Consider the following 23958-nt stretch of genomic DNA (forward strand, 5'->3'; position numbering starts at 1 on the left):
GCTTTTTATTTTTATGTAATTATGAAATGGATTCCAAATCACTAATTAATATCTGCGATGAATGTGGTAGCCTGTATTATCAACCAACTTCCAAGATGAATTCGTTGTGTCCAGAATGCAGTCATATTCTTTATGGCTATGAGTTATGTATTCATGAATTCAACAACGTAAGATGTACAAAATGTTATTGGGATGGTTCGATATCAGAATATATTACGAAACTTAAGTCAGAAAATTTTTTTTAATTATCTTTTAACAAGAAATAATGTTTAACTTTTTAAATGAATGTTATATTGGGCAAGATTTTGGTCTAAATCTCAATTAAGCTTAGTAATTCTAGTTTAGATAAAGCGATCGCGTTTTTTTAGTTTACCAAAGAGTATAAAATACCTGTTTATTTAGTAACTTCAATAAGTATTAGATTCGCCTACACTAAACAAGAAATTATAGTTAATTTTTACCTGCAAAACTTACAATGTTTAAAAAATTAGCAGCTGAAACACTTGGTCTTAGCGATATTGGCAAAATTATTTCGCCAACTGATTACGATAAAGTAGATGCGGATGATTATTTGTTTCACGAGGATGGAGAGAAAATATTTTTCTTAATCAAATCAAAAAAAGATGAATATTGTTTTACTAACTTGGCTTTAATTCATGTTGATGGAGATTCGGCTGTTTCTAGTAAAAGAATTGTCAAGCGTTATGAATACGTCAGTTATAAAATTTCACAAGTATTCATTGAAACGGCAGGTAACCTAGACTTAGATATTGAATTGAAATTTACTTTAGATGATCGCCTAGTTTTTAGTATTGACGTAAGTAAAAATTGCCTCGAATCTTTGAAGGATATTTACAAAGTTCTAATCACGATTGGCAAAATTCAGAATAATGAAGAAATTGCCCGCAACAACGCTACTTTGTGTCTTCAAGCTTTAGCATCCATGTACAAACTTGGCACTATTGAAAACGAAGAAACAATTGTGAAGCATTACAATTCGCTTCTGGTAAACTTTAATGCCAAAATTTTGGAAAACTATAGAAAACGGGACTTTAGCAAGATTTTTGAAAAATATATTCGTCTTTAAAGGATATGTAACTTGAACTCAGCTTATATAACATAACCTAAATGCCGATAAGCTTCTTCTGTGGCAATTCTACCGCGATGGGTACGACTGAGATAACCAATTTGTAACAAATAGGGTTCATAAACTTCTTCAATTGTTCTGGCATCTTCTCCTGTTGCTGCTGCTACAGCTTCTAATCCTACTGGCCCCCCTTTAAATTGTTCAATAATCGTACCGAGTACTAAACGATCTGTCCAATCTAAACCAGAAGCATCCACATTAAACAGATTTAGTGCTGTTGCTGCTAATTCTGGGGTAATAATTTCTTGTTGGTGAACTTGGGCATAATCCCTGACTCTTTTGAGGAGACGATTGGCAATTCGAGGTGTGCCACGAGAACGACGGGCAATTTCCGTTGCACCTGGTTCAGTAATTGAACAGTTTAAAATTTCTGCTGTACGTTGGATAATCAGAGTTAGTTCATCAGGTTCATAAAAACGTAATCTTTGAATTAAACCAAAGCGATCGCGTAAGGGTGAAGTAAGAGAACCAATTTTGGTTGTTGCACCGACTAAAGTAAAACGTGGTAAGGGAATACTTCTAATTTTTGTAGTTTGTCCTTTGCCAATAGTAATATCCAAGCGGTAATCTTCCATCGCAGGATAAAGTAATTCTTCGCTCATGCGGTTGAGACGATGAATTTCATCAATGAAAAGAATATCTCCTGGTTGCAGATTAACCAATAATCCCGTAATATCTCGCGGACGTTCCAAAGCAGGTGCAGCAGTAATTTTGCAGTTGACTCCCATTTCTGTCGCCAAAATTAACGACATAGTAGTTTTGCCCAAACCAGGAGGGCCATATAACAAAAGATGATCGAGGGGTTCTTGTCTGCTTTTGGCTGCTGCGATCGCGATTTGTAACACCCCTTTTAAATCTTTTTGTCCGATATAATCAGCTAAAGTATGGGGACGAATGCTCTCTTCATTCTGTTCGTTTTCTTCGTTAATTGTAGTAGCGGTTAACAGCGATCGCTCTTCAGTATTAATTTTTGATTGAGATGGTTTTTTAGAAGAGGAAGATTGATCGGAATTTCGTTTAAGTGCCATTGGCAAGCTAATTAATTTTAGAAGGCTGAAAATGCAAATTGTTTCTCAAGTATAGCTAATCTAGTAATTATAAAGAAATTAGGAAAAAACTAAATTTAAAATATTTGTTGGTTGTTAATAGTTGATTATTGATTTCTACTAATTATTAACTATAGATATTAATCTTGAATTATTGTTGTTTGTAAAAATATTTCTTTGCCATCGCGAGTGTAAAATTCAATACGCTCAATCCATTCTTTAATATTAGTTAAGTAAAGGCGGTCATCTTTCATAAAACTATAGCTTCTTGCAATACTTTTTCTCTAATACACTCGTGTAAAGTTTTTGGTTCAGTTAAATCTACCTTTCGTCCTAGCAATTCTTCCAATGATTGCATTAAAGCAATTTGGTCTAATAAGGTTCGTTGTGGTTCAAATTCTATCAGCAAATCTACATCACTATCTGGTCTTGCTTCACCTCTAGCTACAGAACCAAACACTAGCACTTTATACACACCATATTTTGCAGCTATTTTTAATATTTCTGCTCTAAAAGGTAATAATAATTCTTCGATTCCCATCAGTTAAATTTAGCTCAAATCAATGATTGATATTGGGTTTGGTTATCGCTTAACTTGGCCTAATTATTAAATTTAATTATGTTTGTTAAACAGATTTAAAATTATAAAATAAACTGAATCTAACCAGAATCTCAATTTATGACTAAATCACAGGGGCGGAAGATTATCGAGCAAGTTATCCAAATCAGTCAGGGCAGCAATAAGACCAAAAAATATTGCTAAAAATAAACTGCTCATAATTCCGTAAATTAAAGAAAAAGATGCGTGGAAATAAGTAGAATAAGACCAATATATTGCTGCCACAAAAAATCCAGCTAAAATACCAAAAATAAAACGCTTGATTAATCGACGAAGAGATTGTTGATTCATGTTTGATGGTAAAACTAAATCTATTAAATTTATTCTAAACGAGAAACTTTTGCTCGATACAAGCGATCGCATGAATCCTCTGTTTCAATCTACTCGTCGTCGTTTAGCTCTTTGGTACACTATTGTTACTGCGGTATTGCTATTTTTATTTGCTACGGGAGTTTATCTTTACGTTCGTAGTACTTTAATTGAGCGGATTGATGATACTCTCAAACACGTGATTGAAGTAGTTAATCGTTCAATTGTAATTCAACCGACTGCTAATAGTAATGTTAATTATCGAATTAATTTAGAAGCGAGTTTTCGTCATAATCCTGATGCTGTAGAAGATGATCGCATCGATCTTGAATGGTTTAATCCCGATCAACAATTACTGTGGTGGACATTTTCTGAACCTTTAACCGTACCTTTGCATCCTAATCGTATTAGTGAAACGGTGTATTTATCAGATAATCGGATTTTACGGCAACTAACCAAAAAAATAGAAGTTAATCATCAGATTTTAGGTTATTTAAGAGTTAGTCATCCTTGGTTTGAAGTTACTAAACCGATTCATCAGTTAACTAGAGATTTGGCAATTGGCATTAGTTTGATGGTTCTTTCGGTAGCAGGAATTGGTTGGTGGTTATCAGGAATCGCGATCGAACCTGTGCGAAATTCGTACTCTAGTTTAAAACAATTTACTGCTGATGCTTCCCATGAGTTACGCAATCCGATTGCGACAATTCAAACTAATGTACAAATGGCATTAGCTTATCCTGAAGCAGAACCTCAACTGCAACAAAGACAATTAAAAGTGATCGAAAGATTAACTCAAAGGTTGGGTAGATTAGTTAATGATTTATTATTTTTGGCGCGTTCTGATAGTGGCATTGTCCAAACTAATTTTGAACCAGTACCATTAGATGCATTATTAATTGAAGTAATTGAAGAACAAAAAACCCTTGCCGAACAAAAAAATATTTTCTTATCAGTACATTTAATTGAACCCAATCTAAAATCTGATCTCAGTTGCGAAGAAGTTTTTACTGTACCAGGAGATTGGAATCAGTTAGCGCGTCTGTTTACTAATTTAATTGCTAACGCGATTGAACATACTAAAACAGAAACCAACTCTGAAGATTATCGACCTGCGATAGAAGTAGAATTACAACAAATTAAACGCCCTGCCAAACTTAAAGTTAGAAGAAATTATTCTGATTCACCTCGTTCTTTTGCTTTACAAATCAAAGTCAAAGATAATGGCAATGGTATTCCTGAATCAGCTTTACCTCACATCTTTGATCGCTTTTATCGGGCAGATCCTTCTCACAGTCATAACCGCGATTTAGAAAATGCCACAGGGGCAGGTTTAGGACTTGCGATCGCTAAAGCTATTGTTGAAAATCATCAAGGACAAATTACTGTAGAAAGTGTAGTTAATCAAGGAACTACATTTACGGTGATTTTGCCACAAGATTGAGGTAGTTTTTTCGTACAAAATATAAAAATGGAAAAAATTATGATTATTACGGGTAGTAGTCGTGGTATCGGTGCTGCTACTGCCTGTATTGCTGCCGAGCGTGGTTATGCTATTTGTGTTAACTATCTTCATCAACAAAAAGCTGCCAATAACATTGTTGATTCTATTACACAGAATGGAGGTAAAGCGATCGCAGTCGCTGCTGACATTGCTTCTGAGACTGAGGTAATTCATTTGTTTAAAACAGTGGATCGACAATTAGGAAGGGTAAGTGCGCTGGTTAACAATACTGGAATTCTAGCGCAGCAAATGCGAGTAGAAAATATGAATGCTGCTCGTCTCAATCGAGTTTTTGCGACAAACATCACTGGTAGTTTCCTTTGTGCAAAAGAAGCTATTAAACGAATGTCTACTAAATATGGTGGTACAGGAGGAGCTATTGTGAATGTTTCCTCAGCAGCTTCTCGTCTAGGTTCTCCTAATGAGTATGTCGACTATGCTGCTTCCAAAGGCGCGATCGATACGATGACAATTGGATTAGCGAAGGAAGTCGCCGAAGAGGGCATTCGCGTAAACGCTGTACGTCCAGCTTTTATCGACACTGATATTCATGCAAGCGGTGGAGAACCAAATCGGATCGAACGAGTCAAAGAGTTTATTCCTATGAAACGAGGAGGTCAACCAATTGAGGTAGCTAAGGCAATTTTATGGTTATTATCAGATGAGGCGTCCTATACAACAGGTTCATTTATAGATGTTGCAGGAGGCAAATAACCCCAGTCTAATTTCCGCAATATTTACAGCAGTTTTCGTGCTTAGTAGACTATAAGGCAGAAGGCAGAAATACAAACTGGAAATCGCTGTAAGGAGCGAACAAATGACTCCAAAGTTGACGATTCGACCCATGACCTCTTCAGAGGTTCAGCTTGCTCTCGATTGGGCAGCCCAAGAAGGCTGGAATCCTGGTTTACACGATGCCACCTCTTTCTACGCCACCGATCCAGCAGGATTTCTGATTGCAGAACTTGAGGGGGAACAGATCGGTTGTATCTCCGTAGTTCGCTACAATAGCAAATTTGGATTTATCGGGCTTTACATCGTTAAACCTCAATGGCGAGGACTTGGGTACGGACTTCAATTGTGGCAAACTGCATGGCAGCAGTTGATTAGTCGACTTGATTCGGAAAACTTTAGCATTGGTTTAGATGGAGTGCTGGAGAAGGAATCAACCTATCATCAGGCTGGATTTACAGCAGCATATCGTCATGTTCGTTACGTTTATGAACCTATTTCATCCAATTCAGTTCCGAGTGATGTAATTTCACTAACGGATGTGCCATTAAAACAAATCATTCTTTATGACACAAAATTTTTTCCAGCGTCACGTCCTCAGTTTTTGTCGCCTTGGATTCACTTTGCAGAAGCTGCCTATGGAATTGTATCGGGCGATCGCCTTTGTGGTTACGGAGTGTTGCGTTCCTGCCGTCAAGGTTTTAAAATTGGACCTTTGTTTGCAGATACGTTCGAGATTGCAGATTCTCTATTTCGTGCCTTGACGTATCATGCTGAAGGGCAGCCTGTATTTATCGACATTCCCGATGTTCAACCAGCATTACCAGTTTTAATTCAACGCTATTGTTTAGAGTCTGTGTTTACTTGTGTGCGAATGTATCGAGGCAATGTGCCAAATCTTGATGTAGAGCGCATTTTTGGAGTGACAACTTTGGAACTTGGATAGAGAAAATGAAGAAATTTTAGGTATTTTTGTAGTTTTTTTTTTCAAACAAAACACTTCTGAAATAGCGAGAATTGAATCCCTTTCACTCCAGAAGTGTTAAATTTTAGTTTAAGTTGAAATTTTAGAAACGATTGTTTCTACGTCCGCCGCCACCAAAAGAGTTTTTGTTTTCACGAGGTCTAGCTTTATTAACTTTTAACTCGCGATCCATCCACTCTGCGCCGTCTAATTTAGCGATCGCTGCATCTTCTTCTGCTTCTGTTTCCATTTCTACAAAAGCAAAACCACGCTTGCGTCCTGTTTCACGGTCAGTAGGAAAATGAACTCGTTTAACACTGCCATACTCAGCAAAAACTTCTGTTAGATCTTCTGGACCAATCTCATAATCCAGATTGCCTACGTAAATTGACATAAGTTGATTGTCTCCTCAATCAAAAGTGTGTAGAGAGATAAGATTTCGGAGTGAAGCTTGTCAATACCAGATGGAAAACCTATCAATACTGAATGCAAATTCTAATCTTCAATCTCTATTCTCAGGATTAATGATAACACTTTATTTGAGAATGTCAGATTCAAAATTCCAAAATTACAGGAGCATGATCACTTGGTTTATCTAATTTTCTTGGTTCAAGGTCAATTTTACAATTAATTGCTTGTTTGTATAACTTTTGTGTCAAATAATGATGATCGATGCGCCAACCACGATTACGAACAAAACCAGCAGCACGATAATCCCACCAACTATAATGTCCTGTTTCTGAATTAAATTTACGAAAAACATCTTGAAAACCAATCGCTAATACTTCTCGTAAAGCTTCTCTTTCTGTAGGAGAAGACATAATATGATTTTCTTTGCCTTTGGGATTATAAATATCTCGATCTTCTAAAGCAATATTAAAATCACCACAAATACAAATTTCTCTAGTTTCTTTATCTTGTAAAGTGGCTAAATATTCGCCCAACAATTTTAACCAAGCTAACTTATATTGATATTTTTCACTTCCCACTGCTGAACCATTAGGAACATAAAGATTAACCACTCTAATATCTGCGATGACTCCTGTGATTACTCGCTTTTGTAAGTCAAATTCTGCAACTATATCACCTAAAATAGGACTAAAACCGCTACTCACCTCGGTTAAAGGAGTTCTACTAAAAATAGCGACACCGTTATAAGCTTTTTGCCCTGAAATGTAGAGATGATAACCTAATTGTTCAAAAGCAAGTCGAGGAAAATCTTGATCGATCACTTTGGTTTCTTGTAAACAAAGAACGTCTACAGAATTTTGGCTTAACCAATCAACTACAATTTGTTGACGAGTCCGAATTGAGTTGACATTCCAAGTCGCGATTTTCATCTTCCGTTTGAATTTTAATTAACGAGTTTTAAATTATCTCATTTACAGTCAAAATAAACTTGAAAATATTATATTTTAATGATTTTAGAAAATTATCAATTTAATTATTCTTGGCAAGGCAATAAAAACAAACCTGTTATTTTATTTCTTCATGGATTTATGGGCGATCGCTTTGATTTTGAGCAAGTTATTTCTTTGCTTTCTTCTTCTTTTTCTTTTCTTACTGTGGATTTACCTGGTCACGGTAAAACTAAAATTTTTGGCTCAGAGGAATATTATACTATGTCAAAAACTGCTCAAGCTTTAATTGAATTATTACAAAAAAATCAAATTGCTAGATGTTTTTTAGTAGGCTATTCTTTAGGTGGTCGTTTGGCTTTATATTTAACTATTTATTTTCCTAACTATTTTGAGAAAGTTGTTTTAGAATCTGCTTCTCCTGGATTAATAGCAGAAAAAGAACGTCATCTACGTCTTAAAAAAGACTGTCAACTTGCAGCAAAATTAGAAACAAACGATTTTGAAGCTTTTCTAAATCAATGGTATAGTAATTCTTTATTTAATTCGTTTAAAAAACATCGCGATTTTAATCAAGCCATCCAAAAAAGATTAAAAAATAATCCCCAAGAGTTAGCAAAATCTTTAAGAAATCTCAGTACAGGACTTCAACCTTCTCTATGGCAGCAACTTAAATTCAACAAAATACCTCTACTGTTTGTGGTCGGAGAATTAGATCAAAAATTTGTTTTGATAAATACTCAAATGTCAAAACTATGTCCCAATTCTCAATTAAAAATAATTAAAAATAGTGGTCATAATATTCATTTTGAAAATCCTGTTGAGTATTCAAAAGTTATTAAAAATTTTTTATTTAAATAAGTTCAAAAAATATTTATACTTAACAACAAAATTAACTAGGATTAACTAAATTTTTCTTGGATTCTGGCATAATACTCGGAAAAGCCATTGTGAGCAACATAATCAAATTTGCTACCCAAAACAACAAAACTAACCATAAGAAACCAAGCCAAGGTTGCGGATAACTAACTAAGTTTATTCCCGACCACAATTGCCAAATCCGAAACCCAGTATAAACTGTTCCAATCGTAACCACAACACTTGGGCATAACCAACGACTAAAACTTATTTCAGAAGTAAGCTGAACCACAACGGCTAATAAATAACAACTGAAAAACTGACGAGATAGCGATCGCTCCCAAAAAACAACCAACATTACCGTAGGAAGAATTACTCCAATCACTAAGGCAACCTTGACCCAAATTCTCATAAACTGCCACTGTGTCTCACTGAAAGCCATAATTGGTTTTAGTTTTAAAATTTGATGTTTAACTAACCAACCAACTCCGCCACTCAAGCAAGTAGCGATCGCAATAAATAACCAGACAGTAAGCCAGTGATTGGGATTCATTTTAATTACTTACTATAGCCTTTTTCATAGTTGTGAAGTACAATCAACACCCCAGTTTTTGTTTATGGTTAATTGATAACTGGTAACTGGTGTACAGACGTTCCATGGAACGTCTCTACTGGTCACTGATTAAAATAGCTGCCTTCGATGTAGAAAGCAGCTTAAAGTTAAATTACTAATTTGGAGAATGAAAATTAGTAGTCGAAGTCACCGCCACCTGGTGCAGCAGGAGCTTTTTCTTTTTCAGGTTTATCAACTACGATACATTCAGTAGTTAAGACCATACCTGCAATAGAAGCTGCGTTTTGTAGAGCGGAACGAGTTACTTTAGCTGGGTCAACAATACCTGCTTCAAACATATCAACAAATTCGTTGTTAGCAGCATTGAAGCCAACATTAAAGTCTTTTTCTTTAACTCTTTCAGCAATTACCGCACCGTTTTGACCAGCGTTTTCAGCAATTCTTTTTAGAGGTGCAGTTAAAGCACGAGCAACGATTAAAGCACCTGTTAGAGCTTCGTTAGAAAGGTTGCTATTAGCCCAAGTTTCGAGTTCAGGAGCGAGGTGAGCTAAAGTAGTACCACCACCAGGAACAATACCTTCTTCTACGGCTGCTTTAGTTGCGTTGATTGCGTCTTCTAAACGAAGTTTGCGGTCTTTCATTTCGGTTTCAGTAGCAGCACCTACTTTGACGACAGCTACACCACCAGCTAATTTAGCTAGGCGTTCTTGAAGTTTTTCTTTGTCGTAGGAAGATTCGGTTTCGTCGATTTGACGGCGAATTTGTTCGCAACGAGCTTTAACAGCTTGTTCGTTACCTTCAGCAACAATGGTGGTGTTGTCTTTAGTAATGGTGATACGACGAGCTTTACCAAGCATATCTACTTTGGTATTTTCTAATTTTAAGCCCGCATCTTCAGAGATTAATTGACCACCAGTTAGAACAGCGATATCTTCAAGCATTTGCTTACGGCGATCGCCAAAACCAGGAGCTTTTACTGCTGCTACGTTGAGTACGCCACGAAGACGGTTAACAACTAAAGTAGCTAAAGCTTCTTTTTCGATGTCTTCAGCAATAATCATCAAGGGTTTGCCTTGACGAGCTACTTGTTCTAAAACTGGAACTAAGTCTTGTACTAAAGTGATTTTTTTATCAGTGATCAAGATAAAAGGATCATCGAGAACCGCTTCCATGCGTTCGGTATCAGTGACAAAGTAAGGAGAGGTATAACCTTTGTCAAAGCGCATCCCTTCAGTGATTTCTAATTCGGTAGTCATAGACTTACCTTCTTCAAGGGAAATCACGCCTTCTTTACCTACTTTATCCATCGCTTGAGCGATCATGCTACCTACTTCGTCGTCGTTACCAGCAGAGATAGCACCAACTTGAGCGATCGCTTTGGAATCTTCAATTTGCTTGGCGTGTTGAGCAATTTTGTCGACTAAATATTCTGTAGCTTTATCAATTCCGCGTTTGAGAGCGATAGGATTAGCACCGGCAGCAACGTTGCGTAAGCCTTCTTTGACAATCGCATGAGCGAGAACTGTAGCAGTAGTAGTACCGTCACCTGCCACATCATTAGTTTTGGAAGCAGCTTGACGAATTAAAGATACTCCAGTATTTTCAATGTGATCTTCTAATTCGATTTCTTTGGCGATTGTTACCCCATCATTAACGATTTGGGGTGCGCCAAATTTCTTTTCTAATACTACGTTACGTCCTTTAGGGCCAAGAGTAACTGCAACGGATTCTGCTAAAATATCAATTCCTCGTTCTAAGGCACGGCGTGCTTCGTCGTTGTAGATAATTGATTTAGCCATAGGTTTATCTGTTCTTCCTTGAAACTAATATTGTGAACTTGAAAGTAACTTAAATGTTGATGAGATGATTGTCAGTTATTACTAACTCTGACTACTAAGCAACAGATGCTAGAATATCTTTTTCAGATAAAAGAACGTAATCTTCTCCGCCAAGTTTGATATCAGTTCCAGCATATTTGGAGTAGAGAACTTTATCTCCTACTTTGACTTCCAAAGGTACATTACCGCCATCATCATTGCGTTTACCAGGCCCAACAGCAACTACTTCACCTACTTGAGGTTTTTCTTTGGCAGTGTCTGGTAAAAGGATACCACCAGAAGTTTTCTCTTCAGAAGCACTGACTTTGACAAATACGCGATCGCCTAAAGGTTTAACTGTTGAAACATTAATTGAAATAGCTGCCATAGACTAATCCTCCAGATATATTTGAGAAGAGAGCTTTCTTTTAAGTTAGCACTCTCACCTTCCGAGTGCTAATTTAGCTAAATAAGGTAGGAGATGGCAACTGTTTGGATAGTGCGGTTTACCGTACAATCTTGTGACGTTGATTTAAATGTAGATAGCAGTGGCAAAAGAAATGAATAAGGGCGATCTCGTGTCTTGCTGTACTTGCAGTGACGCAAATTTTTCTGACAATGATTGACCGTTGATTGTTAACAAATGTTTTTAAATTACAAAGAAATGCAAAGCAACTACATTTTTTTGTCTTAAATATCAATTTTCAAAATTGATTTTTATATTTTCTTTAGTTTGTTTAAGCTAGTAGTTATATTATTTTTATAATTAGGGTTGGCAATAATATTCTATTTAGTAAGAAAATATCATGCCTATCATTTATTTATTAATTGTTCTTTTTTGCCTATTTATACTAATTAAATATTGGTATATTTTTGTTTCGTTGATAGCGGGAATTATCGGCTTATATTTAGCAACCAAATTAATTTCATATATTTTACTTCAGCAAAAAATAACTAAAATCCAAAATAGCGATGTAGTTTCGATCCCATCTCAAACTCTTTACAGCATTCCAATTGATATTGTTAAAATTCCTGGTGAGCCAAAAAAATCAGTACAGTGGATAGTCAAATCTATTCGCCCCGAACTGAATGATGGCATTCTTAATTTTGTAAAATTAGAACATGAAATTAATAAAACAAAATTAATTAAACAAGAAAATCCCAAAGATACTAATTTTCAAACTATCAAAAAAATCTCTTCACTCACCAAAGAAATTTTTAACAAAATAAATCCTCAAATTACTGAATTAAACAATAAAAAAAATGAATTAAAAAGATTAGAAAACTTGGTATTGACTTCTAATATTTATCAATCAAAAGCTCAACTTTATTCAAGAGCAGGAGTGCAAGTACAACAACTAATTCAAACCACAGAAGATTTAAAACATGAATATTCACAAGTGATCCGAGAAGAGTTAATCAATGCAGAATTATGTAGATTTGATCCAGAAAGCATCTCACATTTTCTAGAAGAGAAAATAGTTTTACAAGCAAAATACGAAGCAATTAGAACTCAATGTCAAGATCTAAAAAATGAAATAGAAGCTTACACAAACTTAACCAAACAAAGCTCTGTTTAAAAAAATTAAAATCAGCCGTTTTCAGTTGAAGTTTTAAAAAGTAAGTGTTATTTTTCTAATGATCAGTAGAGCGATCGCAAAAACCTTATCTTGCCATTGTTTTGCTTCAGTAAAATAACTTAAATGCTTGACATTAGTAGTAGCTACTGCAATATATCTACCAGGATATTTTTCAGTTAGTAGTTGCCATTGGGTGCAGATAATTATATCAACGTCGAGACTTTTTTCATCTGCTGTAGGGATTTCTTGAGTTGTAGCTGTTGCCCATAATTCAGCTGCTTTTGACAACACTTCAGAAGTTAAAGGTAGGAAGGTTACAATATTTTTCAGTTCGTCTAAACTTTCAATACTATTAATATTTGATTTTTTCTGAGACTCCAAAATAAAGCTTCTTCTAACTTCATAGTCACAGATAGTTGTCTGAAAAGTATAAAATGTCGTCCTGAACGCAGTGAAGGATCAGCGCAGCGATTGCGAAGCGAAACATCTCAGCGCATCAGCCAGAAAGATAGATTCTTGAGGGGCTGTCGCTGGAATTTACTTCCAGCGTTTAAACGCCCCGTCGTTCCGTTTCACTCCACTTCATTATGACAAATGAGACTTTTCAGATCTCCTCTGAGGGTTTCAAACTCATTAACATAAAAAGGAGTTTATAAATATTGAAAATATTTGGCTTGTTTCAATTAAATTTAAAAGTATTTATCATCAAATTTTTATTACTTTTATCTTGTTGCTGGCTAATTATAGGATTAGGAAATTTAGAGCATAATTTAGCTTGGGCTGAAACTAAAACTTTATTAACCTTAGAAATTTTGCAATCTCGGATTGAACAGCCAATTCAAAAAGAAGGAATAGATACAATTGATTTAAGTAATTTTATTATTGATTTAAGTAATAAAAATCCCGAATTTAATCAACAATTTTATCAACAACTCCAAACTAAATTAATTCGTAGCAACAAACCCATTGTTTTAGATTTTAGTCAAACACTTATTAAAGGGAAATTTGAGGCTAAAGATTTAGGTATTTCAACTCGTTTAGCTGAAGGAGCTTTATCATCTTTATTAAATCCCTTGGAACAAGAAACTATCAAAGAATATAGTCAGCTATCTCTTCAACCAGGAGAACAAATTCCAACAGTTAATATAATTAGAAGTGGATTAAAGTTTCAGCAAACTGAATTTACAGATCAAGTAGATTTTAATAATAGTTTTTGTTTACAAAAAATTATTGCTACAGAAGCAAAATTTAGACAAGAATCTAATTGGATTAATAGTATTTTTGTTCGAGAAATAGATTTTAGTAATACTCGTTTTCAGAAGGAAGCAAATTTTAGTTATAGTAATTTTGGTAGTAAGGTAAAATTTGTAGGTGGACAATTTTTAGCTCAGGCAAACTTTAATAATAGTTATTTTCAAAATAAGCTTGATTTTCAGTCGGCAAGTTTTGAACAGTTATTAGATTTTAATAATAGTAATTTTGAGGGATTAGTTAATTTAAGTAAGAGCGATTTTAAACAAAGAGTTATTTTTATTAAAAGTAGATTTCAAGAATCTCTCTTAATGATTAATAGTATTTTTGAAGGGATGGTTGATTTTCGGGATACTTTTTTTAAAAAGCCAATTGATTTACAAGATTCAATTATTTTAGAACAAATTAATTTAAGTAATGCAGTTTTTGCTCCTCAGACAAAAATTAATGTGGCTGGGTTAGGTTTTGATTCTGATGTTGCCAAAATTATTGGAGAGACTGGAATAATTGGGAAAATTATTAATGTGCCAATTTTAGAAGGTAATGAAATTATTTTACGCAATTTAATTAGAAACTTTCGGAGATTAGAACAAATACCTGACGCTAATCAACTTGAATATCAAAGAGAAAAACTTAGACTGAAACAATTAGGTAGTCAAATTATTGCTGTTAGTTGGCAAACTATTTTTAGTTTAAGTTGGCTTGGCAAAATTTTGGCTTGGTTGGGATTAAGTTTGGTTTTATTGTTAGGAAATTATGGCACAAACTTTAGTTTAGTGTTTGCCGTCGGGTTAATTGCGATCGCATTTTTTAGTTTATTATTTTGGTTTGTTGATCGCTATCGTCGTCGTGTACCCAAACCAATTGTACCGAACCGCTATGAAACTATTTGTATTGTAAGTAGTTATTGGGCATTAACTTTATTTGGCATCATTGGAATTTTTCAAGCTACCGACCGACCTTGGTTAACTTTAGCTTGTTTAGCCATAATTCTATTACCAATTCCTGCTCTTTTATTAATTCGTCTTTATTCTCAAGGACGCTATCACAATCTACTTGACCTTACTTATTTTGTCGAAGACGGTTCAATGCGTCAATTTCGGTTAATGTTGGGACGTTTACCAATCATACCAAGATTTCCCTTTTTTCGCGATCGCTATGAACCTATTTTATGGGAGAGAAAATGGAATTGGCTTAATTATTACGATTTGAGTTTAAATAATTTATTAAAATTTGGTTTTAATGATATTCGCTTACGCGATCGCGATTTGCCAGGTATTGTTGCGACTTTAGTATGGTATCAGTGGGCGTTAGGAGTACTGTATATCATTTTGTTGTTGTGGACTCTTTCACGAACCATTCCAGGATTAAATTTATTAATTTATTTTTAATAGTCATTGATCATTGGCGTAGAGACGTAACATGTTACGTCTCTACGGGTTGTAATTACCGAACGCATCTATACGGTAACCCTTGCCTCTTAGTCTATCTAGAGTAGTATTAAGTAATTTTACAATTATGAAAAGATACAAATAACTTTGAATATATAAATCGTCTAAAAATGAGTGTTAAAAATAAACCTCCCGGCTCGCGGTCGCGCTTAATTTCTAATATTCTGTTTTTAATAGCAGGGTTATTTTTATTTGTTAATCTCTTTTTTCCGCAACTGTTTGGTAATCAGATTCCTCAAGTTCCCTATAGCTTGTTTATCGATCAAGTAAACGACGGCAATGTAGCAAGGGTATCGGTTGGACAGAATGAGATTATCTACGAAGTCAAAGGAGAAAATGACCAACAACCCCAAATTTTCCGCACTAACCCAATCTTTGATTTAGAACTACCACAACGTTTAGAGAGTAAAGGAGTAGAATTTGCTGCTGCACCTCCACCGAAGAATAATTGGTTAGGTAGTATTTTAAGTTGGGTAATTCCTCCCATTATTTTTGTAGCTATCTGGCAATTTTTCCTTAGTCGTAGTGCTGGTGGTGGCGCACAAGGCGCACTATCTTTTACTAAAAGTCGGGCAAAAGTCTATGTTGAAGGCGACTCAACCAAAGTTACTTTTGACGATGTAGCTGGCGTAGAAGAAGCTAAAGTTGAATTAACCGAAATTGTCGAATTTCTCAAAACACCAGAACGTTATAAAGCTATTGGCGCAAGAATTCCTAAAGGGGTGTTGTTAGTAGGGCCTCCAGGAACAGGTAAAACTCTACTTGCTAAAGCTGTTGCAGGAGAAGCTGGCGTACCTTTCTTTAGTATTTCTGGTTCAGAATTTGTCGAATTATTTGTCGGTGCTGGTGCAGCTAGAGTTAGAGATTTATTTGAACAGGCAAAACAAAAAGCTCCCTGTATTATCTTTATAGATGAGTTAGATGCGATCGGTAAATCTCGTGCTGGTAGTGGTGGTTTTGTTGGTGGTAATGATGAAAGGGAACAAACCCTCAACCAACTTCTAAGCGAAATGGATGGTTTTGCTGCTGGAGATGCCACAGTGATTGTTTTAGCTGCCACTAACCGTCCCGAAACTCTCGATCCTGCTTTGTTACGTCCAGGAAGATTTGACCGTCAAGTTTTGGTAGATCGTCCTGATTTAGCTGGTCGTCAGAAGATCTTAGAAATTTATGCAGCTAAAATTAGATTAGATGTCGATGTCGATCTTCGTCAAATTGCTACTCGTACTCCTGGTTTTGCTGGTGCAGACTTAGCTAACTTAGTTAATGAAGCTGCTTTACTTGCTGCCAGAAATAAACGAGAAACAGTAACTCAGGCAGACTTTAACGAAGCAATTGAAAGAGTAGTTGCTGGTTTAGAAAAGAAAAGCCGAGTTCTTAATGAGAAAGAGAAGAAAATCGTTGCTTATCATGAAGTTGGTCACGCCTTAGTTGGTGCAGTTATGCCTGGTGGTGGTAAAGTCGCTAAAATCTCCATCGTTCCCCGTGGGATGGCAGCTTTGGGTTATACCTTACAAATGCCTACCGAAGACCGTTTCTTAATGTCTGAATCAGAATTACGCGATCAAATTGCAACCCTTCTCGGTGGACGAGCAGCAGAAGAGGTCGTTTTTGGTAGCATTACCACAGGTGCATCAAACGATTTGCAAAGAGCTACTGATTTAGCCGAAAGAATGGTTACTACTTACGGCATGAGTAAGATTTTAGGGCCTCTAGCTTATGAAAAAGGACAGCAAAACAACTTCCTCGGTGATGGTATGATGAATCCACGTCGCATGGTAAGTGATGACACTGCCAAAGCGATCGATGAAGAAGTTAAAGAAATAGTCGAAACTGCTCATCAACAAGCTTTAGACATTCTTAACCAAAATCGTAATTTACTTGAACAAATTGCTCAACAAATCCTGGAAGTGGAAGTGATTGAAGGAGAAAAACTACAAAGTTTACTTCAACAAGCACAATTACCAGAAAAACAAATGGCTCAAGTTTAATTTTTTTGTTAAAAGTTAAGGGAGTAGAGGCACTAAATCCTTGCTCCCTTTATGCTTATCTTACTTTGATCTAATCCTATTGCCATAAATGATTATAGAACCTGTATGCCTCTTTGAAAGGGTATCTTAGAAAATCTGTAGCGCGAGGAGCATTTTTTGAAGAAGTACTATCTTACCCCTGCAACTTTGCCAAATTGGAGTAACTACTTCTCTCAAGTGGCTGTAGTTGAAAAGAATGGTATCAAAATGATTTACATAGCTGGACAAGTTGGAGTTGACAATCAAAAGAATCTAGTTGGCAACGGTAAATTACGAGACCAAGTGGAACAAACATTTAGAAATCTTCAAACAGCGTTAGAAAGTGTTGAGGCGACAATCGCAGATATTATTAAAATGAATATTTATGTGGTTAATTATCAGCCTGAAGATGCAGAGATAATTGGTGAGGTGCTACAGCAATACTTCAGTATGGGTCAACTTCCAGCAATGTCTCTGATTGGCGTACAAGCCCTAGCTGAGGAGAAATTTCTCGTAGAAGTCGATGCTGAAGCTGTGGTAAACGGTGATGGATAGATGTAGGAAGTTTTAAACATGTTTGTAGAGGCAGCAGGCTAACAAGTGCGTTGCAGCGGAATGATGTCTTTTGTGCTTGGTTCAATGCTAATTGCATCCCCTGAACGCAGTCGTTAAGAAAAAAATGTAACTAAATGTACCCATATCAAGCAATTTGTCAAAGTCTTGCTAGAAAGCGATCGCCAAAAATTTTTCAACCAGTTCAAAAGCGCGATCGCATTGTTCATATCCCTTGATCAATTTGAGACAATAATAATCAAGATGACTAAATCAGTATCAGTTTTGAAATTATGCCAACATTAGAAGAAATTAAACAAATGATCTTTCAGTTACCGATACAAGAACAAATAATACTAATGGAAGATTTAGAAGAAAAACTAGAAACTCTACAAATAATGCAACTAGCCGAAACTGGTTTTACAGAATGGAATGACGAGGAAGAAGATATCTATGATGTCTAAGCCTCAACCTGGAGAAATATGGTTAGTCCGATTTCCATTTAGCGATCTAACTTCTGCTAAACTAAGACCCGCACTTATCCTCGCAGTTCATCGAGAAGAAGTAATTATTTTGGGTATATTTTCTAAAATTCCTGCTGGTGTTTTGCACAATAGCTGGGTATTGATTCAAGATAGCGATGCTCAATTTTTACAAACAGGCTTAAAGAAAACATCGTTGATTAGAGCCGATAAAATAGCTACAGTCAGTATATCGGTATTTAAAAGAAAATTAGGCTACTTATCAATAGACTTATTAGTTAAAGTGCAAAAAGCTTTAAAAAATGTCTTGAATCTTGCTTAAGAGTTCTTTTAATAATCTTTGATATGTAGCTTGTAAAGTAGATACATAGTGCGATCGCATTTATCAATTAATGTTCTTATTCTTCCTCAAGTAAATCGGCTCGCAGATCGTCTAAAGTTCCTCGTTTAGCTTGTCCTGTTTCAATTGCTTTCAAAGTTTGAGTCGCATTGTAAGCAATTTCTGTTCTTTTCTTCTCAATCCGTCGTTAAGTTGTTGAATAGATACAGTCTCACTCATAAATAATAGTTTTTATGCCTAAGTATAGAAGCTCGATTTTTATTGTAGTGCGATTAAAGCTCTAATCATTGGAATCGTATTTTAAACAAAACAGTCTTGATCGCATAAAGTTTGTCAAGATGTTAAAAGCGCGATCGCTGTTGTCTAAACAATTTAAATCAACCAAAACTTTAGCTTTTTTAGATGATGATAATTGATCTGACAAAAAAAAACTGAACCAGGTTTAGGGTGGGCCATGCCCACCTTAATTATTTTCTATAACCAATTTCCTACCAGGACAAAAGGAGCCCAATAGTAAGGATGACGATATTGAGAGTCGGGAGTTTGTAATAAAGTAAGTTGAGCTTGGCGTAATGCTTGAGCTTTATTAATTTGAGTGTTACTAGCTAAGTTTTGATAAAAGTAACCCATCAATTCGGATGTCGCATCGTCATTAGCACCCCAAAGAGTTGCTAAAGTACTCCGTGCGCCAGCGCGAACAGCCACACCAGCTAATCCCAACACCGCTTGATTATCACCTTCTGCTGTATTACAAGCACTAAGAACCAGTAATTCAATTGGTTTAGTTCTTCTCAGGCTACCTACTTTGAGTAAATTATCTAATTGTTTGACATTGATTAGTTTATTGCCTGTAGGATCGCCACTGACGATAAAAGTTTGGTCAGAAGTAGAACTAAATTGACCATGAGTAGCAAGGTGAACTACGGGAAAATCCGATTGTTGTAGTCTTTGTTGAAGACTAGCTTGAGTAAATTGATTATTCAGGAGAATTTCTGAGTCTTTGAAGATAGTTTTAATGACTTTTAACTCTTCTTCTACTTTAGGAATAGGAGGAAGTTCTAGTTCTGGTAATCCTTGAGTTACCCCAGCAGCTAAGACTTTAATCGGTTGTCTGGCAAGGGGTTGAGGATTAGTTAGCTGTAAGCCGGAACTAAGAGCAACATTGTAATCTTTTTCAATCAGATAGGTTTTTTGTTCTCTGTCATAAAGCATTGCCATCGGAATGTTCCGCAAAGAACCATCTAAAACAAATACTAAGGTTTTAACTTTGTGTTTGGTTAAATCTGGCTCGATGGGTCGAATTAACCAATCATAGATTGTTTCAGCTAGAGGTAAAATATCTTGATTGAGGGATGTTTGTAGGTTTGTTTCAATCTGTTGTAATTGTCCTCTTTGTTCTGTTGTTCCTCTGGTACTTCTGACTTGTTCAGCAACTCCTGGATCTCGAAAAGCATTGTTGCGTAATTGCTTGATTGTTCTTTGAACTTCTTGTTTGGAAATATCGGTATAGTAACGTCGTAAATCTTGTCCAGGAATTGTAGCAATTACTTCTAAACGTTGATCCAAAATAATTGGATAAATAACGGCTGCTTGCTGGTCAACCTGATCGATAATAACTGGTTCTTCAGCAACTTCAGAACAAGGATCACGGAAGAAGTTATCTAGTTCTACAATTTGAAGTGATTCTAAGACATCCCGAGCTTTGTTGAGTTCTGCTTGCGTAGGTTCTTCTTTTAACAAAATACTCACAAATTCACGAAAAATAGGCTCTACAGGAGTAGTAGCTAAATCAGTCCGCAAAGCTTTAATTGTATTAAAGGAGGCTTCGTAAGCTGCGATCGCACCTGGACGATCATTTTCTTGGTTAAGAATTCTACCTAGTTGTCTTTGCCAACGATAGGCAATTTCGGGATAATCTGTGGTAGGAACGAGTTGAATGGCTTGTTCAGTTAATCTTTTGGCTTCCGAGTATTGTTGCTGTTTTTCGTAAAGTTGACCTAAATAACCCAACGCTTCTGCTTCTGCGGAGTTGTTCTTAATTTGACGTGCATCTTTAGCTGCTACAGCAAGTATTTGAGCCGTATTAGCATCAACTATTCCTTGGCGAATTAAACTTTGAGCGTAGTTAATTCGAGAAAAAATACCAATGCGACTGGCAGGTAAGTTACTAACTTTGGGTTGTAGTTGTTGACTTAAAGCAACAATCTGGGGTTGTAGTTGATTGGCTAACTGATATTGAAGTTGTACTGCACCAGTTCTAACTTGGTTTAAGAAACTGGCATCAGTAATACCTAATTCATCAAGATTATTTTGTAGTTCTGTGGTAGCTGTTTGCCAAAATTCCCAAGAATCGATTAGTAAACTCAAATGATTTAATTCGGCTCGAAGTCCATTGAAATCAGAATTTTCAACTGTAGCTGCTTGTTGATAATAATTGAGTGCTGGTTGATAAGGCTTTAGTGCAGCAGTAGCCGAACCTCCCTGGTTAGATACTACATCAAGCGCAACAGTTTGGGGAGGAAAGCGATTTTGGTTTTGTTCAGCGATCGCTCTAGCTGTGTTGCCTAAACTTAGTAAAGCAGCAGTGGTTTCTACAGGGGAATCAACCGCTTTGGCAGTATCTAAACTAAAATTAAGAACTGATTCTGCTACATGACCATAACCAGTTTCACGTAAATAGTCACCTAAACGCAATAATCCTGTCGCTTTATTGAGAGAATCGGGTTGTTCAATAATTGGTTTCAGGATGGTTTTAACTTGTTGTTGGGGTTGGGAGTCTTGCTCGACGTTGGCTACTAAATTCTGTTCGATTGATTGAGCCTTTTGTTGCAATTGAAGACAATTAAACTGCTCTACAGCAAAAGCCTCTAAAACAGTCTGACAAGATTGGGGATAAAGTCCTAAAGCTTGTTGAGCAGTAGCAGTATTAATCAAACTTTCTGTTTTACCTTCCAGATTTCCAGCAGTAGCATAAAGCTCGGCAGCTTCCTGCCAATTTGCGATCGCTTGATCTAATTTTCCTGCTTCATAAAAGGTTCTGCCTTGTTGAGCCAGATTTGCTGGTTGAGCAGCAATAACTTTTCCTTCTAGAGAAAGGACAGGTAGACACAAAGTAGTAATCAGTCCCAAACCTGCTAATAAAATAATTCTTAGGTGTCGCTTTAAAACACGAGACAGTATCTCTATACGAATCTTCATTGTCTTGCCCTAATTGAATGGGTAAATTGATTAAAAAGGTAAATATTCTAAAGAAAAATAAATTCCGTCTTCCTGTAAGGTTCGGTCTTGATCTTCCACTTCTACTAAAGGAATACCCCAATCTAAACGAGCATTCAAGCGATCGCTCAGGGATAGTTGCAAACCTAAACCCAAAGAAAAGAGGGTATCTTCGTCTTGTTGGTTGTTATCATCTGATTTGTTCCAAGTTGTACCAAAATCCAGAAAAGGAATTACTGCAACCGAACTAGTATTTTCATTCCAGCGTAAAACGGGAATTCTAACTTCTGCGGAAGCAAAAATGCCACTATCTCCTAGTAAAGCATCCTGACGATAACCCCGTGCGCTTTCTGCACCACCCAAACTAAACTGTTCTAAAGGAACAAGTTGACTCGTTGAAAGTTGAAGATCCGAACGCAACAACAGATTAATATTAGATTCAGCATCGAGTTGACGTAACCATTGAGCTTGACCCCGCCAAGCAAAAAACTTGCTATCTGGTGCATTCTCATTAATCGTTGAATCAAACAAATCCAAACCCACACTAAATTGCGACCGCGCTGCTAAAACTTCTCTACGAGTACGTCTAGTCCAATCTTGGAAAAATCGCACTGCCGATACTGTCGTTTCCCCGTCGTCATTAGCTCCCACTGACAGAGGAAAAGGATCATTTAATAAAGTAGTTTTATTTGCTTGACGAGAAAGTTCTACTCCCACCGCTAACTCTTGAGTAGAATCAGCATTAGCAGTTAAAAGAATTGGTTGCCGAAAAGTCAATTGATATTGATCGGTTTCCGAATCAATATCAAGCTCATCAAAAGGTGGTTCAACAATCTCACTTTCAACAAAACGATAGCGAAAACCAACTGTACCGTTCAGAGAATTAATCGGAACTGTATACCCTGCTTCATAATCATCCGAACCATCAGTATTTTTATAAACAAAACTAGCGCGATCGCCTTCTCCAGCAAAGTTATTATGATTAAGGGCAATTCCCCGTTGAAAACTTCCGACACTAGGAGTACGACTATTATTAACAAATAATTCTGGTTTAAACGCAGGTGCTTGATTAACTTCTACTTCCAAATTCCAGCGATCGCGCCTTGCCCCGACAGATAGTTCTGCTGTTAAATTTTCTACTAAAGGATCTAACTGTAATAGTTGTAGTGACTCTTGCAGTTTATTAATATTTAAAGGAGTTTTTCCACCACGAGCAACTCGACTGCGAACATACTCTTCACTCAATCTACCGTTAACTTTAACCGCAATATCTTCCAGTCTTCCCTCAATAATTTGAACCTTAATGACACCATCTTGAATATCTTGTTGGGGAACAACTGCACCTGAATTGATATAACCTTGACTGTTATAAAATCTAGTTAAAATTGTTTCTACTTGAAGCAACTCAGCAAAAGTAATCGGACGATTAGTATATTGCTTAATTAATTCTTGTAACTCTTCCTCGTCAAAAACTGTACTTCCTTCAATTTGAAACTGTTTGACTTCAACTGTGCCTGATAAATCCCCTGGTTGTTGTCCTGGTGGAGTTGCTGGCGGTTGTTCTAACAGATCTTCTAAAGGTGGTAGCGGTTTTAACTGTGGTGATTCTGGTTGAGTTGGTTCAATCGGAGTAAAAGGTGGAATGTTTGGTCGAGGTGATGCATCAGGAGGTAATGATTGAGCCTCAACTGGTAGATTGCTTCCTAAGACTAACATTATTGGAAAAGCGACTACCGAAGGTAGCAGCGAAGCGATCGATGTTTTTTGAAATAAATAGTGCCAAAAGCTGTTCATTTTAAGTGATTATTATTAGATTGCTTTGCCTAGCTGGCTTTATTTGGTTAATTTTGTTTTTCCCAGAATAGGATAAGTACAAACTCTTAGACAAGTTACTCAAATTTTTTTCGTATAAATACAGTTATTTTGATTGGAATTAGCAATCCTTTGAACTAAACATCAGAAATATTGTGGTTAAATTATCTGTTATTACTTTCCAGATTTTCCGTATTTTTATGCAAAATAAAGCTATAAGCAACATTTCTTTATACATACTGTTAATTAGTTGTAATATTATCCATTTAACGCTCAAAACAATATTAATTAAGGCTTTTAAATTCAATACCAACCAAAAAAAATGGGCATTCCCATC

22 protein-coding genes are annotated in these 23958 nt (G+C 36.1%); 11 read left to right on the top strand and 11 right to left on the bottom strand.

The window, feature by feature from the left end:
- Positions 1 to 475 precede the first annotated feature (475 nt).
- Entirely contained in the window at positions 476 to 1087 is a 612-nt protein-coding gene (locus STA7437_RS08670) for a PH domain-containing protein (protein WP_015193006.1), read from the top strand.
- Between the two features lie 23 nt (positions 1088 to 1110).
- Here STA7437_RS08670 and ruvB read toward each other — a convergent pair whose 3' ends face one another.
- The 3 genes from ruvB to STA7437_RS08685 form a co-directional block, all read right to left on the bottom strand.
- Positions 1111 to 2175, bottom strand: a complete 1065-nt coding sequence (gene ruvB / locus STA7437_RS08675; protein ID WP_015193007.1) for a Holliday junction branch migration DNA helicase RuvB — start codon at positions 2173 to 2175, stop codon at positions 1111 to 1113.
- Between the two features lie 268 nt (positions 2176 to 2443).
- On the bottom strand, positions 2444 to 2734 hold the full coding sequence (locus STA7437_RS08680; RefSeq protein WP_015193009.1) for a nucleotidyltransferase family protein: 291 nt from the start codon (positions 2732 to 2734) through the stop codon (positions 2444 to 2446).
- Positions 2735 to 2881: 147 nt separating this feature from the next.
- Positions 2882 to 3103, bottom strand: a complete 222-nt coding sequence (locus tag STA7437_RS08685; protein WP_015193010.1) for a hypothetical protein — start codon at positions 3101 to 3103, stop codon at positions 2882 to 2884.
- 79 nt (positions 3104 to 3182) lie between these two features.
- On the opposite strand from STA7437_RS08685, the gene STA7437_RS08690 reads away from it, so the two are divergent.
- From STA7437_RS08690 to STA7437_RS08700, 3 genes are all read left to right on the top strand, one after another.
- Positions 3183 to 4565 carry a sensor histidine kinase gene (locus STA7437_RS08690; RefSeq protein WP_041619892.1) on the top strand — a complete coding sequence of 461 codons (1383 nt, stop codon included), beginning with the start codon at positions 3183 to 3185 and terminating at the stop codon, positions 4563 to 4565.
- Positions 4566 to 4592: 27 nt separating this feature from the next.
- Positions 4593 to 5339 (top strand): SDR family oxidoreductase, encoded by a 747-nt coding sequence (locus tag STA7437_RS08695; RefSeq protein ID WP_041619276.1) that lies wholly within the window; start codon positions 4593 to 4595, stop codon positions 5337 to 5339.
- Between the two features lie 103 nt (positions 5340 to 5442).
- Positions 5443 to 6303 carry a GNAT family N-acetyltransferase gene (locus STA7437_RS08700; protein WP_015193013.1) on the top strand — a complete coding sequence of 287 codons (861 nt, stop codon included), beginning with the start codon at positions 5443 to 5445 and terminating at the stop codon, positions 6301 to 6303.
- A 121-nt stretch (positions 6304 to 6424) separates the two neighbouring features.
- Here the strand turns inward: STA7437_RS08700 and STA7437_RS08705 are convergent, their stop codons facing one another.
- Positions 6425 to 6715, bottom strand: a complete 291-nt coding sequence (locus tag STA7437_RS08705) for an RNA recognition motif domain-containing protein (protein ID WP_015193014.1) — start codon at positions 6713 to 6715, stop codon at positions 6425 to 6427.
- Positions 6716 to 6875: 160 nt separating this feature from the next.
- Positions 6876 to 7661: an exodeoxyribonuclease III gene (gene xth, locus STA7437_RS08710; protein ID WP_015193015.1), complete on the bottom strand. Its 786-nt coding sequence runs from the start codon at positions 7659 to 7661 to the stop codon at positions 6876 to 6878.
- Positions 7662 to 7739: 78 nt separating this feature from the next.
- Between xth and menH the strand changes: the two genes are divergently transcribed.
- Positions 7740 to 8540: a 2-succinyl-6-hydroxy-2,4-cyclohexadiene-1-carboxylate synthase gene (gene menH, locus STA7437_RS08715; protein ID WP_015193016.1), complete on the top strand. Its 801-nt coding sequence runs from the start codon at positions 7740 to 7742 to the stop codon at positions 8538 to 8540.
- A 31-nt stretch (positions 8541 to 8571) separates the two neighbouring features.
- On the opposite strand, the gene STA7437_RS08720 is transcribed toward menH, so the two are convergent.
- The 3 genes from STA7437_RS08720 to groES form a co-directional block, all read right to left on the bottom strand.
- On the bottom strand, positions 8572 to 9090 hold the full coding sequence (locus STA7437_RS08720) for a hypothetical protein (protein ID WP_015193017.1): 519 nt from the start codon (positions 9088 to 9090) through the stop codon (positions 8572 to 8574).
- Between the two features lie 194 nt (positions 9091 to 9284).
- Complete coding sequence (gene groL / locus STA7437_RS08725; protein ID WP_015193018.1) at positions 9285 to 10910, bottom strand: chaperonin GroEL; 1626 nt, start codon at positions 10908 to 10910, stop codon at positions 9285 to 9287.
- 94 nt (positions 10911 to 11004) lie between these two features.
- Positions 11005 to 11316 carry a co-chaperone GroES gene (groES, locus tag STA7437_RS08730; protein ID WP_015193019.1) on the bottom strand — a complete coding sequence of 104 codons (312 nt, stop codon included), beginning with the start codon at positions 11314 to 11316 and terminating at the stop codon, positions 11005 to 11007.
- A gap of 418 nt (positions 11317 to 11734) precedes the next feature.
- Between groES and STA7437_RS08735 the strand changes: the two genes are divergently transcribed.
- Positions 11735 to 12508 (top strand): hypothetical protein, encoded by a 774-nt coding sequence (locus STA7437_RS08735; RefSeq protein ID WP_015193020.1) that lies wholly within the window; start codon positions 11735 to 11737, stop codon positions 12506 to 12508.
- Between the two features lie 33 nt (positions 12509 to 12541).
- Here STA7437_RS08735 and STA7437_RS08740 read toward each other — a convergent pair whose 3' ends face one another.
- Positions 12542 to 12889, bottom strand: coding sequence for a hypothetical protein (locus STA7437_RS08740; RefSeq protein WP_015193021.1), 348 nt, complete (start codon positions 12887 to 12889; stop codon positions 12542 to 12544).
- Between the two features lie 278 nt (positions 12890 to 13167).
- Between STA7437_RS08740 and STA7437_RS08745 the strand changes: the two genes are divergently transcribed.
- From STA7437_RS08745 to STA7437_RS08760, 5 genes are all read left to right on the top strand, one after another.
- Positions 13168 to 15150, top strand: a complete 1983-nt coding sequence (locus STA7437_RS08745; RefSeq protein WP_015193022.1) for a pentapeptide repeat-containing protein — start codon at positions 13168 to 13170, stop codon at positions 15148 to 15150.
- Positions 15151 to 15320: 170 nt separating this feature from the next.
- On the top strand, positions 15321 to 17201 hold the full coding sequence (gene ftsH4 / locus STA7437_RS08750; RefSeq protein ID WP_015193023.1) for an ATP-dependent zinc metalloprotease FtsH4: 1881 nt from the start codon (positions 15321 to 15323) through the stop codon (positions 17199 to 17201).
- 216 nt (positions 17202 to 17417) lie between these two features.
- Positions 17418 to 17774, top strand: a complete 357-nt coding sequence (locus tag STA7437_RS08755) for a RidA family protein (protein ID WP_051036041.1) — start codon at positions 17418 to 17420, stop codon at positions 17772 to 17774.
- A gap of 290 nt (positions 17775 to 18064) precedes the next feature.
- Positions 18065 to 18235, top strand: coding sequence for a hypothetical protein (locus tag STA7437_RS26535; RefSeq protein ID WP_015193025.1), 171 nt, complete (start codon positions 18065 to 18067; stop codon positions 18233 to 18235).
- Positions 18225 to 18575, top strand: a complete 351-nt coding sequence (locus tag STA7437_RS08760; RefSeq protein ID WP_015193026.1) for a type II toxin-antitoxin system PemK/MazF family toxin — start codon at positions 18225 to 18227, stop codon at positions 18573 to 18575. The genes STA7437_RS26535 and STA7437_RS08760 overlap by 11 nt, the downstream gene beginning before the upstream one ends.
- Before the next feature lie 492 nt (positions 18576 to 19067).
- Here the strand turns inward: STA7437_RS08760 and STA7437_RS08765 are convergent, their stop codons facing one another.
- Together STA7437_RS08765 and STA7437_RS08770 are read right to left on the bottom strand one after the other, a co-directional pair.
- Entirely contained in the window at positions 19068 to 21791 is a 2724-nt protein-coding gene (locus STA7437_RS08765; RefSeq protein WP_015193027.1) for a CHAT domain-containing protein, read from the bottom strand.
- A gap of 30 nt (positions 21792 to 21821) precedes the next feature.
- Positions 21822 to 23603 carry a ShlB/FhaC/HecB family hemolysin secretion/activation protein gene (locus STA7437_RS08770; protein WP_015193028.1) on the bottom strand — a complete coding sequence of 594 codons (1782 nt, stop codon included), beginning with the start codon at positions 23601 to 23603 and terminating at the stop codon, positions 21822 to 21824.
- Between the last annotated feature and the right edge of the window lie 355 nt (positions 23604 to 23958).

Source organism: Stanieria cyanosphaera PCC 7437, from assembly GCF_000317575.1.
Classification (GTDB): Bacteria; Cyanobacteriota; Cyanobacteriia; order Cyanobacteriales; family Xenococcaceae; genus Stanieria; species Stanieria cyanosphaera.